Raw genomic sequence first — 15,710 nt, 5'->3', positions numbered from 1 at the left:
GGGGTCAGAGTTTCAAATGTGACTCACCGGGGTACCGTCACCGCCCGCAGCAATTGGGTCCCAGCAGGCGTTCACTCGCAAAACCCCTGCTGGAATGCAATTCCGGCGCAGGTCGTTAGCCCAACTAGGCTGGTGGTTTCCTGTGAGCCGCGTGAAGGGCGTGCATGTTCATTCTTGTTCTCGGTTCCGTCCTTCTGCTCATGCACGCCTACGTCTGGAAACGAATGGTCAGGGACACCACCCGTCCCGGCCGTTCCCGCCTGCTGCTGTCCGCGCTCGTCGCCGCGCTGCTGCTGCTGCTGATCGCCACGCTGTTCGTGCCCCGCGTCTTCGGTGTCGAGGAATCGGGGTGGTTCGCGTGGCCGGGCTATCTGTGGTTCGGGTTGCTGGCCTATCTGTTCCTTGCGACGCTCGTCCTCGAGCCGGTGCGGCTGGCTCTGCGTCGATGGGTCACGCGCGGCCCGGCCGCCACCGACCCTGAGGCACCCGTGACCTCCGAGGAGCCGCAGCGACGCGCCGTCGACCGGCGAATGTTCCTGGCCCGCACCGCTGCTGTGACCGCCGGCGTGGCCGCGGTCGGAGTGACCGGGTTCGGTGCTGCCCGCGCGCTCGGGCCGCCCGACGTCCTTCGCATCCCGGTACGGCTGCGCCGCCTCGACCCGGCCTTCGACAATTTCCGCATCGCGGTGGTGTCCGACATCCACCTCGGTCCGCTGCTGGGGCGTGCCCACACCGAACGGATCGTGCGGATGATCAACGAGACCGAACCCGACCTGGTGGCTGTCGTCGGCGACCTGGTCGACGGCACCGTGGAGGAACTCGGGCCCGCCGCCGAGCCACTGCAGGATCTGGTGACGCGCGAAGGTGCGTTCTTCGTGACCGGCAACCACGAGTACTTCGTCGACGACACCGCCTCCTGGATCCGGGAGCTCGAACGGTTCGGCCTGGATGTGCTGCGCAACGAGAACACGCGGATCTCGCGGGGCGCAGCCGCGTTCGCCCTGGCGGGCGTCAACGACATCGCCGGCGAGGAACGAAACGATCCGCCCGACTTCGACCGGGCGCTCGACGGCGTGAGCCCGAACGGTCCGACGGTCCTGCTCGCCCATCAGCCGATCCAGGTGACCGAGGCCGCTGCGCGCGGCGTGGATCTGCAGCTGTCCGGTCATACCCACGGTGGCCAGATGTGGCCCTTCCACTACGCCGTCGAGCTGGCTGCGCCGTCGCTGGCCGGACTGTCGACAGTGCAGGACACCCAGCTCTACGTCTCCCGCGGCGCCGGGTTCTGGGGGCCCCCCGTGCGGGTGGGCGCACCGCCGGACATCAGCGTGATCGAACTTGTCGGTGGCTGAGGTTTACATGTGCATTTGAGGGGGCATTTTCTAAGCAACTTCACGGTCAATCCTGGTCATGACGCTCAGGAGCGGCCAGCACCCTTAAAGAACACAGCGTTGCATCAGACACAGCGTTCAATGAGAGGGGCTTGGATGATGACGGAAACAGGCGCCGTTGTTGTTCGACTCGACACCCATCCTGCGTGGAAAGCCGCAGAGCGGCGGTCCCGCGAACGAGAAGAAGCGATGCGACGGCATCCGGCTTTTCAGTCCCGCACGCTGAACCCACCGCTGAAGGTGGTCTAACCGCGCGGAAGGGGCGCCCCAGGTGGTGGGGGCGCCCCTCTTCGTGTCTAGAGGCCGAGAAGGCGCGCGCTCACCTCTCGCATTTCGACCTTGCGGATCTTGCCCGTGACGGTCATCGGGAACTCGTCGACGACGTGCACGTAGCGGGGAATCTTGTAGTGGGCGAGCTTGCCGTAGGCGAATTCGCGAAGCGCGGCGGCGTCAAGTGCGTCGCGGCCCGGCCGCATCCGGATCCAGGCACACAGCTCTTCGCCGTACTTCTCGTCGGGCACACCGATCACCTGGGCGTCCTCGATATCGGGATGGGTGTACAGGAACTCCTCGATCTCCCGCGGATAGATGTTCTCGCCGCCGCGGATCACCAGATCCTTGATGCGGCCGACGATGTTGCAGTACCCGTCGGAGCGCATCACCGCCAGGTCCCCGGTGTGCATCCAGCCGTCGGCATCGATGGCCTCGGCAGTCTTCTCCTCGTCGCGCCAATACCCCAGCATGACCGAATAGCCGCGCGTGCAGAACTCGCCCGGGTCGCCCCGTTCGACGATCACCCCGGTGTCCGGGTCGACGATCTTGACCTCCACGTGGGGGTGGACGCGACCGATCGACGACGTCCGCCGCTCCAGGTCGTCGTCGAACAGGGTCTGGCATGACACCGGCGACGTCTCGGTCATCCCGTAGGCGATCGACATCTCGGTCAGGTGCATCTCCTCGATGCAGCGCTTCATCACCTCGACGGGGCACACCGCGCCCGCCATGATGCCGGTGCGCAGCGACGACAGGTCGCGCTGGGGGAAGTCGACGTGGTTCTGCATCGCGATGAACATCGTCGGAACACCGTAAACCCCTGTGCACCTCTCTTTTTCGATGGTCTGCAAGGTCAGTCCGGGATCGAAGGCTTGCGCCGGGATCACCATGGTCGCACCATGCGTCGTGCACCCCAGATTGCCCATCACCATGCCGAAGCAGTGATAGAAGGGCACCGGGATGCACAGCCGGTCGCCGGGGCCGAAGCGGATCTGCTCGGTGACGAAGAAGCCGTTGTTGAGGATGTTGCGGTGCGACAGCGTGGCGCCCTTGGGGAATCCCGTGGTGCCCGAGGTGTATTGGATGTTGATCGGGTCGGTGTTGGACAGCTCGGCACTGCGCGCGCGCAGCGCCCGGTCGTCGACCGCATCAGCCGCGGTGTGCAGCTTCTCCCAGTCGGCGGTGCCGATGAACAGAACGCGTTGCAGCGCAACGGTATCGGATCGCACCTCGTCGACCATCGCGACGTAGTCGGACGTCTTGAACTGCGTGGCCGAGATGAGGGTCGAGACCCCGGACTGGTCGAGCACGTACCGCAGTTCGTGGGTCCGGTATGCGGGGTTGATGTTCACCAGGATCGCGCCGATCTTCGCGGTCGCGTACTGGACGATCGTCCACTCCGGGCAGTTCGGCGCCCAGATGCCCACCCGGTCACCGCGCTCGATCCCCTGCGCCATCAAACCCTTTGCCACCGTGTCGATCTCGGCATCGAGCTCGGCGTAGGTCCAGCGCCGTCCGCTCGGTGCGTCGACCAGTGCCTCGTGGTCGGGATAGGTGGCGGCGATCCGCTCGAAGTTGGCCCCGATGGTCTCTTCGAGAATCGGGGTCTCGGTCGGGCCCGCGTCGTAGGACTTCATCACTGCACCAGATCCTCGTATCGATATTCGGTGTCGATCGTCTCACCATCGCGATGCGCCTCCTCTTCGCGGCGGCGCAACTCCACCCTGCGAATCTTGCCCGAGATCGTCTTCGGCAAGTCGGAGAACTCGACACGCCGCACCTTGAGATACGGGGCGAGGTGATCCCGTGAGTGCTCGAGGATCGCCCTGGCGGTCTCGACGTCGGCGGCCCATCCTTCGGCCAGTGCGATGTACGCCTTGGGTACCGCCAGCCGGGTGTCGTCCGGTTGAGGCACCACGGCGGCCTCGACGACAGCCGGGTGCTCGATCAGCACGCTCTCGAGTTCGAACGGGGACACCTTGTAGTCCGAGGACTTGAAGACGTCGTCAGTGCGGCCGATGTAGGTGATGTAGCCATCGGCGTCACGGCTGGCGACGTCACCGGTGTGGTAGTAGCCGTCACGCATCACGAGTGCGTTGCGGTCGTCGTCGCCCAGATATCCGGTCATCAGATTCAGCGGCTTCTTCGCGAGGTCGAGGCAGATCTCGCCCTCGTCGGCGAGCTTCCCGGTCAGCGGATCCACCAGAACGACCGGCACGCCGGGCATCGGCCGGCCCATCGATCCCGCCTTGACGCGCTGGCCGGGGGTGTTGCCGATCTGCAGGGTGGTCTCGGTTTGGCCGAACCCGTCGCGAATCGTCAATCCCCAGGCCCGCTCGACCGCACCGATCACCTCCGGGTTCAGCGGTTCGCCGGCGCCGAGCACCTCTCGCAAGCCGGCGGGACGCTCGCCGAGGTCGGACTGGATGAGCATGCGCCACACCGTGGGCGGTGCGCAGAACGTGCTGACGCCCGCCCGCCGGATCTGTTCGAGCAGCTCCCGCGCGTGGAAGCGGCCGTAGTTGTAGACGAAGATCGTCGCCTCGGCGATCCACGGCGCGAAAAAGCAGCTCCACGCGTGCTTGGCCCAGCCGGGGGAGCTGATCGCCAGATGCACGTCACCGGGCTTCACGCCGATCCACGCCATCGTCGTCAAATGGCCGACGGGATAGCTGATCTGGGAGTGCTCCACAAGTTTGGGCTTGCTGGTGGTGCCGGAGGTGAAATAGACGAGCAGTGGATCGTCGACCGTCGTGTTCGGGTCGTGCGCCGCGGCATCGACGGCGGCGGCGTCGCTGTAGGAGTGCCAGCCGGACACTGCGCCACCGACGGCGATGCGCACATAGTGCCCGGGTACGGCGTCGAACTTGGAGGCGTCGCCGGTGTTGGCGATGACGAAGCCCGCCCCGCCCCGCTCGATGCGATCCGCGAGATCAGCGGGGCCGAGCGCGCCCGTGGTCGGCATGATGACAGCGCCCAGTTTGGCCACGGCCAGCATGGATTCCCACAGTTCGGTCTGGTTGCCGAGCATAAGAATGACGCGGTCACCCTTCCCGACCCCGAGGCCGGCGAGCCATGTCGCCACCTGGTCGGAGCGCCGGGCCATCTCATCGAACGTCACCTTCTCCTCGGTGCCGTCTTCTTCGACGATCCACAGCGCGATCCGATCGTTGCCGCGCGCGATCGCATCGAACCAGTCCGTCGCCCAGTTGAACGGGCCGGTCAGCTCGGGCCACGAGAAGGTGGCAACAGCCGTGTCGTAGTCGGCCATGACGTCGACCAGGTGGTCCCGGGCAGAGCGAAAGAGATCGGTGTTGGTGGCCATGCCTAATAGGATCCAGGTCACACTCGTCCGTCCACTACCCCCGAAAGTGGGTACCGGCTCCGTGGCTCTTCTTCGGCCCCGCGACGGCGATGCGCTGCGCGCCGAGCTGCGGCGGGTCGCGGTCCTCGGGGACCTACCGGTGATGTTCGGCGGGGAGGTGCACGGGGACACGCTGTTGATCTCCGAGTACCACGGGGTGCGGACCGGCGGGCTGCGCGGACTGGCGGTCCGGTCGAACTCAGGCCTCGGCGGGGCCAGCATGGTCGCCGGTCGTCCGCTCGCGGTGGCCGATTACCGCACCGCGTCGTCGATCACCCACGACTACGACGGTCCGGTGCTCTCGGAGGGCATCCGGTCGGTGCTCGCCGTCCCGGTCCTGGTCGACGGGCGGGCCCGGGCGATGCTGTACGGCGCGTACCGGACCGGGGCCCCGTTCGGCGGACGCGCGGCAGATCTGGTGGTGGAAGCGGCCCAACGGCTCAGCGACGAGATCCGCATTCGTGACGAGGTCGACCGGCGGCTGCGATGGCGGGAGGCGCATCTGGCCAACAGCGCAGCGGTGGGTGCCGAGCAGATCCGGGAGGTGCACGCCGAACTGCGGCAGCTGGCCGTCTCCGCGCCGGCCGCACTACAGGACCGGCTTCGAGTGCTGGCCGACAAACTGTCCGGAGACGATGACCCGGACCCTGGCGGTCCAGGTCTGACACCGCGAGAGCTCGACGTCCTCGCCCAGGTGGCGCTCGGCTGCACCAATTCCGAAGCGGCCCGGCGACTCTCGTTGAAGCCCGAAACCGTCAAGAGCTATTTGCGCAGCGCCGCAACCAAACTCGGGGCGCACACGCGATACGAATCGGTGTCCAAGGCCCGACGCCTGCGGTTGATCCCCTAGACATGGCAAAGGGGCGCCTCCGGCGGGGGGAGTGGGAGGCGCCCCTTTGAGTCTCGGGATTACCGCACGTCGGCTCGATTGTCCGCTCAGCGGACTTCTGTCGATTGTCCGCTCAGCGGACGTTGACGTAGTAGACCTTGCCCGTGATCGTCTGCTGCTGTGCGCTGCTGTCGCCGGTGCCCTGAACAGTGGAGCGGATGTCGGCGCCCGGGTTCACGCCGACCACCGTGGCCTGCGACAACGGCGTGTCGGACAGGCGGTTGACGATTACGCGGTTGCCGTCGGCCTCAAGCTGGCTGATGGTCTCCTGGGCGTCGCCGCCGCTGGGTGCGGCTGCGGCGGGGGCGGCCAGGGCGAAAAGCCCGGCGGTGAGGGCAGCTCCGGCTGTGGTGGCGATCGCAAAGTTCTTCATTTTGGTTCCTGCTCTTCCCTTTTGATCGGTTCTGCAGTGATAAACCCGCGACCCCCCAGGTTCATTTCACGTGGCAGGATTTGGATGTCTCTTGGCAGTAATCGGTCTGGGGGTTATCCCCTAGATGTGGTGTTCGATGCCGCAGCGGCGATCTCGGGGCTCGAGGTCACGCAGGAAGCGGCACCCAACCGAGGTGGGGCCCGCCGATGCTTCCGAGCCAGAGCCGGCCGTTCGCCTCGACCAGGCCTGTCGCCATGCAGAAGTTGGGATGGGTCATCGTGATCCCCGCGACGGCCTGCCCGCTGTCGGGGTCGAACGCGACGGCCCACACCACGGCCTCCGGCTTGGGCTGCAGACGTTCGGGCAGGCGCCAGATCAGCTTGCGCATCAAGGGTGGCCCCGCAGCGAGCCGGTCGGCCAGCGGACTGGCCGGCGTAACCATCGCACACCAGATCCGGCCATCGGCACCGGTCGACAAATTGTCGGGCATCGCGGGCAGGTGCACGGCCAACGGCGTCACTGATCCGGCCCGGGGTCCGGTCAGCCAGTACTTCGACAACCGGCGGCCCTGCGTCTCGGCGAAGACCAGCGCCGAACCGTCCGCCGTCGGCGTCACGCCGTTGGCGAAATACAGACCGTCGACCAGCGTGGTGACAGTGCCGTCGGAATTGAGGCGGTGCAGTGCGCCGCGGCCCCGCGCCTCCAGGATCGCTCCCATGTACCAGTCGATGGCGAACGCGCTGGTGGACTCAGTGAAATACACAGTGCCGTCGGCTGTTTCGGTGACATTGGAGCAGAACGTCAGCCTGCGTCCCGCGATCGACGTTACGAGCGTCTCGATACGGCCGGTCGCAGTGTCGAGGGCGAGTAGTCCGCGGGGGCTGTCGCAGATCAGAAGTCGGCCGTCGCGCGCGAAGCCGAGGCCGAGCGGTCGGCCGCCGGTGTTGGCGATCACCTCGGGTGCGGTGCCGTCCGGACGAAACCGCACGATGTTGCCGTTGCGGGCGCCGACCCAGAGGTGACCGGCGCTGTCGACGACGACGTCCTCCGGATCGCCGCCGGGCACGTCGATCAGAGCAAGGTCGGCGCCGGGGAACTCAGGGAGCGGTTCGACCGGCGGTGCCTGCCAGCGCACCGGATCGATCGGCGGTTTCGAAGAGCCCACGACAACGACGGTAGAGCCATCAATCCCCGAAACTGCATTCCATGCGGTCCCGAGCGCGTTTCGGCCGCACGGAATGCAGTTTCGGCGGAGGTGCTACATCCGGGCCGAGGCCTCGGTGAGGACGTTGCGCAGGATGTCGTAGATGGCATCGAATTCGGCCTGCCCGCTGATCAGCGGCGGCGCGAGCTGCACGACTGGGTCGCCGCGGTCGTCGGCGCGGCAGTACAGCCCCGCCTCGAACAGGGCGGGGGTGAGGAAGCCGCGCAGCAATCGCTCGCACTCGTCGTCGTTGAAGGTCTCCTTGGTGGCCTTGTCCTTGACGAGCTCGATGCCGTAGAAGAAGCCTTCGCCGCGGACATCGCCGACGATCGGCAGGTCGTAGAGCTTCTCCAGGGTCGCCCGGAAGGCCGGAGCGTTCTGCTTGACGTGGTCGTTGATGCCCTCACGCTCGAAGATGTCGAGGTTGGCCAGCGCGACTGCCGCCGAGACCGGATGGCCGCCGAAGGTGTAACCGTGCCCGAACACCGTCTGCCCGTCGTCGAACGGCTCGAACAACCGGTCGCTGGCGATCATCGCGCCGATCGGCGAATACCCCGACGTCAAGCCCTTCGCGCAGGTGATGATGTCAGGAACATAACCAAAGTCGTTGCACGCGAACATCGATCCGATGCGGCCGTAGGCGCAGATCACCTCGTCGGAAACCAGCAGCACGTCGTATTCGTCGCAGATCTCGCGGACCCGTTCGAAGTAACCCGGCGGCGGCGGGAAGCAGCCGCCGGCGTTCTGCACGGGCTCCAAGAAGACCGCGGCGACGGTGTCGGGGCCTTCGAATTCGATCGCCTCGGCGATCCGGTCGGCGCAATAGCGGCCGAACGCCTTGGGGTCGGTGCTGAACTGCTCCGGAGCCCGGTAGAAGTTGGTGTTGGGCACGCGGAAACCGCCGGGGGTGGGCGGATCGAACGGCGCCTTGAACGCCGGGATGCCGGTGATGGCCAGCGCTCCCTGCGGCGTGCCGTGATAGGCGATGGACCGCGACAACACCTTGTACTTGCCGGGCCTGCCGGTCAGCTTGAAGTACTGCTTGGCCAGCTTCCAGGCGCTTTCGACGGCTTCGCCGCCGCCGGTGGTGAAGAAGACGCGGTTCAGATCACCCGGCGCGTAGTTGGCGATCCGTTCGGCGAGCTCGATGGCGGGCGGAGTCGCGAACGACCACAGCGGAAAGAACGCCAGGGTTTCGGCCTGCTTGGCTGCGACCTCGGCCAGTTCGGCGCGGCCATGCCCGACCTGGACGACGAACAGGCCGGACAGTCCGTCGATGTAGCGGTTGCCTTCGCTGTCCCAGATGTGGACGCCTTCACCGCGGGTGATGATCGTCGGGGTGATGCCTGCGCCGTGGCGTGCGAAGTGACCCCACAGATGGCGATTGGCTGTGGCGCCCATGGCGGAGGTCGTGGACTGATCGGTTTCGGAAATGATGGTCATCGTGTGCCCCAATTGTATTGCTGCTTAACGAGTTTCAAATAGACAAGGGTTTCGGTGGATATCACTCCCGGTAGCGCGCGGATCTGGGTGTTGAGGAGTTCGAGCAAGCTGTCGTCGTCTTCGCAGACGACCTCGACGATGGCGTCGAACGAGCCCGCGGTCAGCACGACGTAGTCGACAGATTCGATCTCGGCGAGTTTCTGGGCGATCTTGGTGGTGTCGCCGGTGCACTTGATGCCGATCATGGCCTGACGCGCGAAGCCGAGCTGCAAGGGATCGGTCACCGCGACGATCTGCATGACGCCCGCGTCGACCATGCGCTGAACGCGCTGGCGCACTGCGGCCTCCGAGAGTCCGACGGCCTTGCCGATACCCGCGTAGGAGCGTCGGCCGTCCTGCTGCAGCTTCTCGATGATCGCCTTGGACAGTTCATCGAGCTGAAAAGCGGCGCCCGGGCGAGACTGATTGACACGGAACGAGACGGGTCCGACGGCATGCGGTAACCCGGGGTTAGCCATGCCTGAGATTGTGCACGGAATCCGTCGTGACAAGCAACCACGACGGCGAAATCAATCGTTCGGTATAGCCGCCGCTGACGTAATGCGTAGCTTCCGGCGGTCGGGCGCGCTAGGTTTGGCCCCATGACCGTGGCAAGCAGCTGGATCGACGGCGCCCTGGTGAAGACCGGCGGCGCGCAGCACACCGTGATCAACCCCGCGACCGGCGCGCCCGTCGCCGAGTTCGCGCTGGCGCAGCCGGGTGATGTCGACCGGGCCGTGTCGTCGGCGCGTGCGGCGCTTCCTGGCTGGGCCGGGGCCACCCCGGCCGAGCGGTCGGCCGTATTGGCCAAGCTCGCGAAGCTGGCCGACGAGGCGTCCGCGGCGCTGGTGGACGAAGAGGTCAGCCAGACCGGCAAGCCGGTGCGGCTGGCCACCGAGTTCGACGTGCCGGGCAGCGTCGACAACATCGACTTCTTCGCCGGCGCCGCACGGCACCTGGAAGGTAAGGCCTCGGCGGAGTACTCGGGCGACCACACGTCGTCGATCAGGCGTGAGGCCGTCGGCGTCGTCGCCACCATCACGCCATGGAACTACCCGCTGCAGATGGCGGTGTGGAAGGTGCTCCCGGCGCTGGCCGCCGGATGCTCCGTGGTGATAAAGCCCGCCGAGATCACCCCGCTCACGACGCTCACCCTCGCCCGTCTGGCGTCGGAGGCCGGCTTGCCGGACGGGGTGTTCAACGTGGTGACCGGCGCCGGCGTGGATGTCGGGACCGCGCTGGCCGGGCATGCCGACGTCGACATGGTGACGTTCACCGGGTCGACACCGGTGGGCCGCAAGGTAATGCTGGCCGCAGCGGCTCATGGGCACCGGACGCAGCTGGAGCTCGGCGGCAAGGCGCCGTTCGTCGTGTTCGACGACGCCGACCTGGACGCGGCGATCCAGGGTGCGGTGGCGGGGGCGCTCATCAATACGGGCCAGGACTGCACGGCGGCGACGCGCGCCATCGTGGCCCGGGATCTCTACGACGACTTCGTGGCGGGGGTTGCCGAGGTGATGTCGTCGATCGTCATCGGGGACCCGCAGGATCCCGACACTGACCTCGGTCCGCTCATCTCGATGGCGCACCGAGCGAAGGTGGCCGGCATGGTGGAGCGAGCGCCGGGGGAGGGCGGACGGATCGTCACGGGCGGGCTCGCGCCCGACGGCCCGGGGTCGTTCTACCGCCCGACGCTGATCGCCGATGTGTCCGAGCAGTCCGAGGTATGGCGGGACGAGATCTTCGGTCCGGTACTCGTGGCACGGTCGTTCACCGATGACGACGATGCGATCCGGCAGGCCAACGACACGAAGTACGGTCTGGCGGCGTCGGCGTGGACGCGGGATGTGTATCGCGCACAACGGGCTTCACGCGAGATCCACGCCGGCTGTGTGTGGATCAACGACCACATCCCGATCATCTCGGAGATGCCGCACGGTGGCTTCGGCGCGTCGGGCTTCGGCAAGGACATGAGCCAGTACTCACTCGAGGAGTACCTGTCGATCAAGCACGTGATGAGCGATATCACCGGCACGGTCGACAAAGCTTGGCACCGAACGATCTTCACCAAGCGGTAGCCTGCATCTCGCGAAACCGCCAACACGGTAGTTGCGAGGCCCGCGGGGCTACCGTCACTGCACCTTCGCGAACGGCGATCGTAACTACTCCTCGTCGCGCGGCACCACGATTACCGGCACATCGACGCCGGCGAGAATCCGCGAGGCCGTCGACCCGAGAAAGATCCGCCGCGGCGCGGCGAAGCGCGACGAGCCCACCACAAGCAGATCGCCGTCGTCCCATTTGAGCTTCTTCAGCGCCGACTCCAGAGTCATGCCGTCGGCGACCAGAGACTCGATCTCCGGGGCATCGGGCAGCGCGCGGGCGGCGACGGCGAGGTTCTCCTCGGCGGCGGCACGCTGCAATGCCCGCACCTCCTTGGCGCTGCCGGCCTCGGCGAGGTTCTCGGCTGACACCAGCGACAGCATCCGGACCCGAAGGCCCGCAGCGCTGGCGAGCGTGATCGTGAACGGCAGCGGGTTGTCGTCACCCGGTCGCGTGGGCACCGCCGCCGTCACCGCGGTGATGGATTCGTCCGGGTCCTCGGCGTAGCCGCGGGGCGCCAATGCCACGGGGATCGACGAGATGTGCAGCAGCGCTCCGGTGACCGGACCGATGGTGTGCCTGCCGAAGAACCCGTCCCGCGCTCCGCCGACCACGATGAGATCGGAGGACTTGCTTTCGGCGAACTCGACGAGCTCCTGGGCGAACGACTCGCCGACGATGACCGTGGATCCGGCCGTCACACCGTCGGCCTGAAGGGAGGCAACGGCTTTGGCCACCCACTGCTCGCCGCGCGCGACGAGCATCTGCTGATACTCCGCGCGGCCGGGATGGCCGTCGGGCAGTTCTTCGCGAACCACGATGACGACGTCCACCGTCGCGTCGAAGGTCCTGGCGAGCGCGCTGGCGAGCGCGATGCCGTCGTCTCCGGTGGGTGTGGCGAGATAGCCGACTGTCAAATGCATTGCGGGACTCTCTCTTTAGAAGTTGTCCAGTACTTTGACCTCGGTCGACGCATCGAGCGTCTCGCCGCGGAAGAATCGTTTGGTGCCGAAGGCGAAGCACGCCAGCATCAGCGGGATGCCCAGCACCAGCATGCCCACTCCGAGGACGAACACGCCGCCGATGGGGCCGAACGCGGTGTAGCCGTAGTCCGGCGAGATCATGTCCTTGGCGCTGATGCCGAATGCGGCGCCCATCGCGATGCCACCGAGGAGCGGGAAGATGCCGCGGAAGAACAGGTTTCGCACGGAGGTGAACAATGTCCTGCGGAAGTACCAGACACAGGCAAATGCGGTGATGCCGTAGTAGAACGCGACGGCCAGGCCCAGCGAGGCGACCGAATCCAGAAGCGCGTTCTCCGACAGGGTTTTGAGCACCAGGTAGAAGAACAGCGCCGAAATGCCCATGACAATCGTGCCGAACGCGGGGGTCATGTAGCGCGGATGCACGCTGGCGAACCGCTTCGGGATCGCCTCGTAGACCGCCATCGACAGCATGCCGCGGGCAGTGGGCAGGATGGTCGTCTGCGTGGAGGACAACGCCGACACCGAGACCGTCAGTAGCAGCGCCGAAGCGGCGATCTGCCCGGCGACGGGTTCCCCGAGCACGGTCAGCACGTCGTCGGTGTTGTTCGGGTTGTTCAGGCCTATGCCGACTTCGCTGAAACCGGCGAACGACTGCAGCGCGTAGGCCACCAGCACGTAGGTGCACACCAGGATCAGCGTGGTGATGACTGCGGCGATGCCCGGCGTCTTGCCGGGATCCTTGGTTTCCTCGCCGACGGCCAGGCACGCGTCCCAGCCCCAGTAGATGAAGATGCACAAGATGACGGCAGCGGCGATCTGCGAGACGTCGAGCCCGCTGGGCCACAGCCATGACCATTCGGGGCTGATGGCCTGGGCTCCGGCGGTATCGCTGAACACCCGCACCAGGGCGATCACGCTGACGACGATGAGCACGCCGAACTGGATCGCGATGAGCACGTTCTGCACGCGCTCGCTCACCACGATCCCGCGTGCGGACAGCAGCGTCATGGCGATGATGAAGAAGCACCCGAGACCGACCGTCGCCGGCACGCTCTCGGCGAGGGAGTCGAGCCCCAGGAACGCGTACAGGTAGATGGCGGCCACCTCGGCGACGTTGGCCAGCACGATGATCGCTGACACCGCCAGCCCCCACCCGCCGATCCAGCCGATCCACGGCCCGAAGGCTTTCGTGCCCCAGGTGAATGTCGTGCCGCAGTCGGGGGTGTCCTGCGAGAGCTCCTTGTAGGCGAAGGCGACGAGCAGCATCGGGATGAACGCCAGGACGAACATGGACGGAGCCTTTTCGCCGACTCCGAGGACGACGTAGCCCAGGGTCGCCGCCAGGCTGTAGGCCGGTGCGACGGCCGCCAATCCGATGACGACGTTGCCGACCAGACCCAGGGCGCCCGCCTGCAACCCCTTGGCGCCGACCGCGGGAGTCGACGGATCCTCCGTGATAGCCATGGGCGAAATATACGGTTCCGGTGGTGGCTATGCGCCGCGTACGCGGAAATCGTTGCATGGAGGAAACTTGGCGACGGATTCCGCCGTCAGGCAGCACCGATCCGTCGGTTCTAGACTCGACACATGACCGCCACCGCGCGCGTCGGCGAGTTCGAGCAGATGCGACCGCACCTGCTGTCGGTCGCCTATCGACTCACCGGCACCGTCGCCGACGCTGAAGACATTGTTCAGGATGCGTGGCTGAGATGGGCGGCGAATCCGGGGACCGCGGTCAACGATTTGAAGGCATGGTTGACGACGGTGGTGAGCCGTCTCGCGCTGGACCGTCTGCGGTCGGCGGCGCACCGACGTGAGACCTATGTCGGCGAGTGGTTGCCTGAACCTGTGGTGACGGGATTGGACAGAGACGACCCGTTGTCCGCGGTGGTGGCTGACGAGGACGCACGCTTCGCGGCGATGGTGGTGCTGGAGAATCTGACGCCGGATCAGCGGGTCGCGTTCGTCTTGCATGACGGTTTCGCGGTGCCGTTCACCGAGATCGCCGAGATTCTCGGGTCGACGCCGGAGTCGGCCCGTCAGCTGGCATCGCGGGCACGGCGGGCGGTGTCGTCGGCTCCGCCTCCAGCTCCTGAGCATGCCGAGGTCGTCGGCAAGCTGCTGGCGGCGATGGCCTCGGGGGACCTGGATGTCGTGGTGTCGCTGCTGCATCCCGACGTGACCTTCACCGGCGATTCGAACCGCAAAGCGCCGACGGCGGCTCGTGTCATCCACGGACGGGACAAGGTGGCCCGCTTCCTGCTCGGCCTCGGCGCCAAGTACGGACCGGAACGCCTGCTGGCCAACAGCGTGCTGGGATTGGTCAACGGCGAACTGGGGGTCTATTCGCCGGGCGCGGACGCCACCGACGACGCGCCGGCCATCATGGCGCGCATCCAGGCGCTCACGGTGCGCGACGGTCGGGTGGTCGCGATCTACGACGTCGCCAACCCCGACAAGTTCACCGGCTCACCGTTGCACTAGCACGCAGTGCGTGCCGCTGTAGACGGTCGGCATGCATTTCATGCAGTGAATGCACAGACCTTCCTCGGCCACGTCGTCGCGGAATCGGTTGACCAGATCGGGCTCCCGTAGCAATGCGCGCGCCATCGCCACGAACTCGAAACCCTCCGCGAGTGCCTGCTGCGCGGTGTCGAGCCGGTTGATGCCGCCGAGGAGCATCAGCGGCATCGACAGCTGCTCGCGGAACTGCCGGGCCAGTGGCAGGAAGAACGCCTCCTCGAAGGGGTAGGACCGGAACAGCCGCTTGCCGATGACGCGTAGACCGAGCCCCACGGCTCGGGGCTGTGAGGCGATGAACTCGTCCATCGGTACGTCTCCGCGGAAGTAGTACATCGGGTTCTGCAGGGAACTTCCGCCGGTCAGCTGAAGGGCATCGAGGTGGCCGTCGGCCTCCAGGAGCCGAGCGGTCGGCACACTGTCGGTCAGCCAGAAGCCGCCGCGCACCCCGTCGTCCATGTTGAACTTGGCTGTGACAGCAACGTTTTCGCCGACGGAGCGCCGGACCTGCTCGGCGACGCGGCGGGCCAGCTCGGCGCGGCGGGTGACGTCGCCGCCGTAGCGGTCCGTGCGCTTGTTGAGCTTGGGGCTGAAGAACGAGCTGAGCAGATAACCGTGGCCCATGTGGATTTCGATCGCGTCGAAGCCGGCGTCGACGGCGCGGGCGGCCGCCGCTCCGAAGTCGTCGACCACCGATTCCAGTTGCTCTCCGGTGGCACCTCTGACCAGGCCCATGGCCGGTGCGCTCAGACGGGTCGACGGCGCGAGTGTCGGCGTTCGGTTCGACAGCGTGTTGGCGACAAGCCCGGCATGGCCGATCTGCGCGCACGCCAACGCGCCCGCATCGTGCACGGCGCTCGTCACTTTCCGCAGCTGTGCTGCACGGTCGGCGTCGAGGACGACGGTGTCCCGGTGCACCCGTCCGCCGGGGGAGACGGCGCAGTAGGCGACTGTCGTCATCGCCGCCCCGCCTCGGGCGACCGCTTCGTGGAAGTCGACGAGGGCCTCGGTGACCTGTCCGCGCGGCATGACTCCCTCGAAGGTCGCGGCTTTGACGAACCGGTTCTTCAGGGTGAGGGGACCCAGCCGCGCGGGGGCGAATGCCTTTTTCGATACCATTGGCAC

At 66.6% G+C, this 15,710-nt stretch carries 13 protein-coding genes; 4 read left to right on the top strand and 9 right to left on the bottom strand.

The window, feature by feature from the left end; genetic code table 11:
• Window positions 1-164: 164 nt before the first annotated feature.
• Complete coding sequence (locus AWC12_RS05160) at window positions 165-1,352, top strand: metallophosphoesterase (RefSeq protein ID WP_085172774.1); 1,188 nt, start codon at window positions 165-167, stop codon at window positions 1,350-1,352.
• A 335-nt stretch (window positions 1,353-1,687) separates the two neighbouring features.
• Here the strand turns inward: AWC12_RS05160 and AWC12_RS05155 are convergent, their stop codons facing one another.
• Entirely contained in the window at window positions 1,688-3,301 is a 1,614-nt protein-coding gene (locus tag AWC12_RS05155; protein ID WP_085172772.1) for an AMP-binding protein, read from the bottom strand.
• Entirely contained in the window at window positions 3,301-4,989 is a 1,689-nt protein-coding gene (locus tag AWC12_RS05150; protein WP_085172770.1) for an AMP-binding protein, read from the bottom strand. Before AWC12_RS05150 ends, AWC12_RS05155 begins: the two co-directional genes overlap by 1 nt.
• Here AWC12_RS05150 and AWC12_RS05145 point away from each other — a divergent pair.
• Complete coding sequence (locus AWC12_RS05145; protein WP_085173099.1) at window positions 4,988-5,878, top strand: LuxR C-terminal-related transcriptional regulator; 891 nt, start codon at window positions 4,988-4,990, stop codon at window positions 5,876-5,878. The genes AWC12_RS05150 and AWC12_RS05145 overlap by 2 nt on opposite strands.
• Before the next feature lie 112 nt (window positions 5,879-5,990).
• Here AWC12_RS05145 and AWC12_RS05140 read toward each other — a convergent pair whose 3' ends face one another.
• The 4 genes from AWC12_RS05140 to AWC12_RS05125 all read right to left on the bottom strand — a co-directional run bounded on the left by AWC12_RS05140 (window position 5,991) and on the right by AWC12_RS05125 (window position 9,455).
• Window positions 5,991-6,290 carry a hypothetical protein gene (locus AWC12_RS05140; protein ID WP_024448969.1) on the bottom strand — a complete coding sequence of 100 codons (300 nt, stop codon included), beginning with the start codon at window positions 6,288-6,290 and terminating at the stop codon, window positions 5,991-5,993.
• Between the two features lie 166 nt (window positions 6,291-6,456).
• Window positions 6,457-7,455 (bottom strand): SMP-30/gluconolactonase/LRE family protein, encoded by a 999-nt coding sequence (locus AWC12_RS05135; protein ID WP_024448968.1) that lies wholly within the window; start codon window positions 7,453-7,455, stop codon window positions 6,457-6,459.
• 93 nt (window positions 7,456-7,548) lie between these two features.
• Complete coding sequence (locus AWC12_RS05130; RefSeq protein WP_024448967.1) at window positions 7,549-8,937, bottom strand: aspartate aminotransferase family protein; 1,389 nt, start codon at window positions 8,935-8,937, stop codon at window positions 7,549-7,551.
• The gene (locus AWC12_RS05125) at window positions 8,934-9,455 is read right to left on the bottom strand and encodes an Lrp/AsnC family transcriptional regulator (protein WP_024448966.1); all 522 of its coding nucleotides are present in this window, start codon (window positions 9,453-9,455) and stop codon (window positions 8,934-8,936) included. The genes AWC12_RS05130 and AWC12_RS05125 overlap by 4 nt, the downstream gene beginning before the upstream one ends.
• Window positions 9,456-9,578: 123 nt before the next feature.
• On the opposite strand from AWC12_RS05125, the gene AWC12_RS05120 reads away from it, so the two are divergent.
• Entirely contained in the window at window positions 9,579-11,054 is a 1,476-nt protein-coding gene (locus AWC12_RS05120) for a gamma-aminobutyraldehyde dehydrogenase (RefSeq protein WP_085172768.1), read from the top strand.
• Between the two features lie 84 nt (window positions 11,055-11,138).
• On the opposite strand, the gene AWC12_RS05115 is transcribed toward AWC12_RS05120, so the two are convergent.
• Together AWC12_RS05115 and AWC12_RS05110 are read right to left on the bottom strand one after the other, a co-directional pair.
• Window positions 11,139-12,002: a universal stress protein gene (locus AWC12_RS05115; RefSeq protein ID WP_085172766.1), complete on the bottom strand. Its 864-nt coding sequence runs from the start codon at window positions 12,000-12,002 to the stop codon at window positions 11,139-11,141.
• A gap of 15 nt (window positions 12,003-12,017) precedes the next feature.
• The gene (locus tag AWC12_RS05110) at window positions 12,018-13,529 is read right to left on the bottom strand and encodes an APC family permease (RefSeq protein WP_085172764.1); all 1,512 of its coding nucleotides are present in this window, start codon (window positions 13,527-13,529) and stop codon (window positions 12,018-12,020) included.
• A gap of 123 nt (window positions 13,530-13,652) precedes the next feature.
• On the opposite strand from AWC12_RS05110, the gene AWC12_RS05105 reads away from it, so the two are divergent.
• A complete protein-coding gene (locus AWC12_RS05105; protein ID WP_024448962.1) occupies window positions 13,653-14,549 on the top strand; it encodes a sigma-70 family RNA polymerase sigma factor in 897 nt (298 codons plus the stop codon).
• On the opposite strand, the gene AWC12_RS05100 is transcribed toward AWC12_RS05105, so the two are convergent.
• Window positions 14,535-15,704 (bottom strand): NADH:flavin oxidoreductase, encoded by a 1,170-nt coding sequence (locus tag AWC12_RS05100; RefSeq protein WP_085172763.1) that lies wholly within the window; start codon window positions 15,702-15,704, stop codon window positions 14,535-14,537. The two genes, AWC12_RS05105 and AWC12_RS05100, sit on opposite strands and share 15 nt — an antisense overlap.
• Window positions 15,705-15,710 lie beyond the last annotated feature (6 nt).

The organism is Mycolicibacterium iranicum (assembly GCF_002101705.1).
GTDB lineage: Bacteria > Actinomycetota > Actinomycetes > Mycobacteriales > Mycobacteriaceae > Mycobacterium > Mycobacterium iranicum.
The sequence above is the reverse complement of the archived record's forward strand: the minus strand, read 5'-3'. Positions and strand labels throughout refer to the sequence as shown.

Coding starts and splice junctions, on each gene's coding strand:
- AWC12_RS05160 (WP_085172774.1), top strand. CDS start 165: ATGTTCATTCTTGTTCTCGGTTCCGTCCTTCTGCTCATGCACGCCTAC.
- AWC12_RS05155 (WP_085172772.1), bottom strand. CDS start 3,301: ATGAAGTCCTACGACGCGGGCCCGACCGAGACCCCGATTCTCGAAGAG.
- AWC12_RS05145 (WP_085173099.1), top strand. CDS start 4,988: ATGCCTAATAGGATCCAGGTCACACTCGTCCGTCCACTACCCCCGAAA.
- AWC12_RS05150 (WP_085172770.1), bottom strand. CDS start 4,989: ATGGCCACCAACACCGATCTCTTTCGCTCTGCCCGGGACCACCTGGTC.
- AWC12_RS05140 (WP_024448969.1), bottom strand. CDS start 6,290: ATGAAGAACTTTGCGATCGCCACCACAGCCGGAGCTGCCCTCACCGCC.
- AWC12_RS05130 (WP_024448967.1), bottom strand. CDS start 8,937: ATGACCATCATTTCCGAAACCGATCAGTCCACGACCTCCGCCATGGGC.
- AWC12_RS05125 (WP_024448966.1), bottom strand. CDS start 9,455: ATGGCTAACCCCGGGTTACCGCATGCCGTCGGACCCGTCTCGTTCCGT.
- AWC12_RS05120 (WP_085172768.1), top strand. CDS start 9,579: ATGACCGTGGCAAGCAGCTGGATCGACGGCGCCCTGGTGAAGACCGGC.
- AWC12_RS05115 (WP_085172766.1), bottom strand. CDS start 12,002: ATGCATTTGACAGTCGGCTATCTCGCCACACCCACCGGAGACGACGGC.
- AWC12_RS05110 (WP_085172764.1), bottom strand. CDS start 13,529: ATGGCTATCACGGAGGATCCGTCGACTCCCGCGGTCGGCGCCAAGGGG.
- AWC12_RS05105 (WP_024448962.1), top strand. CDS start 13,653: ATGACCGCCACCGCGCGCGTCGGCGAGTTCGAGCAGATGCGACCGCAC.
- AWC12_RS05100 (WP_085172763.1), bottom strand. CDS start 15,704: ATGGTATCGAAAAAGGCATTCGCCCCCGCGCGGCTGGGTCCCCTCACC.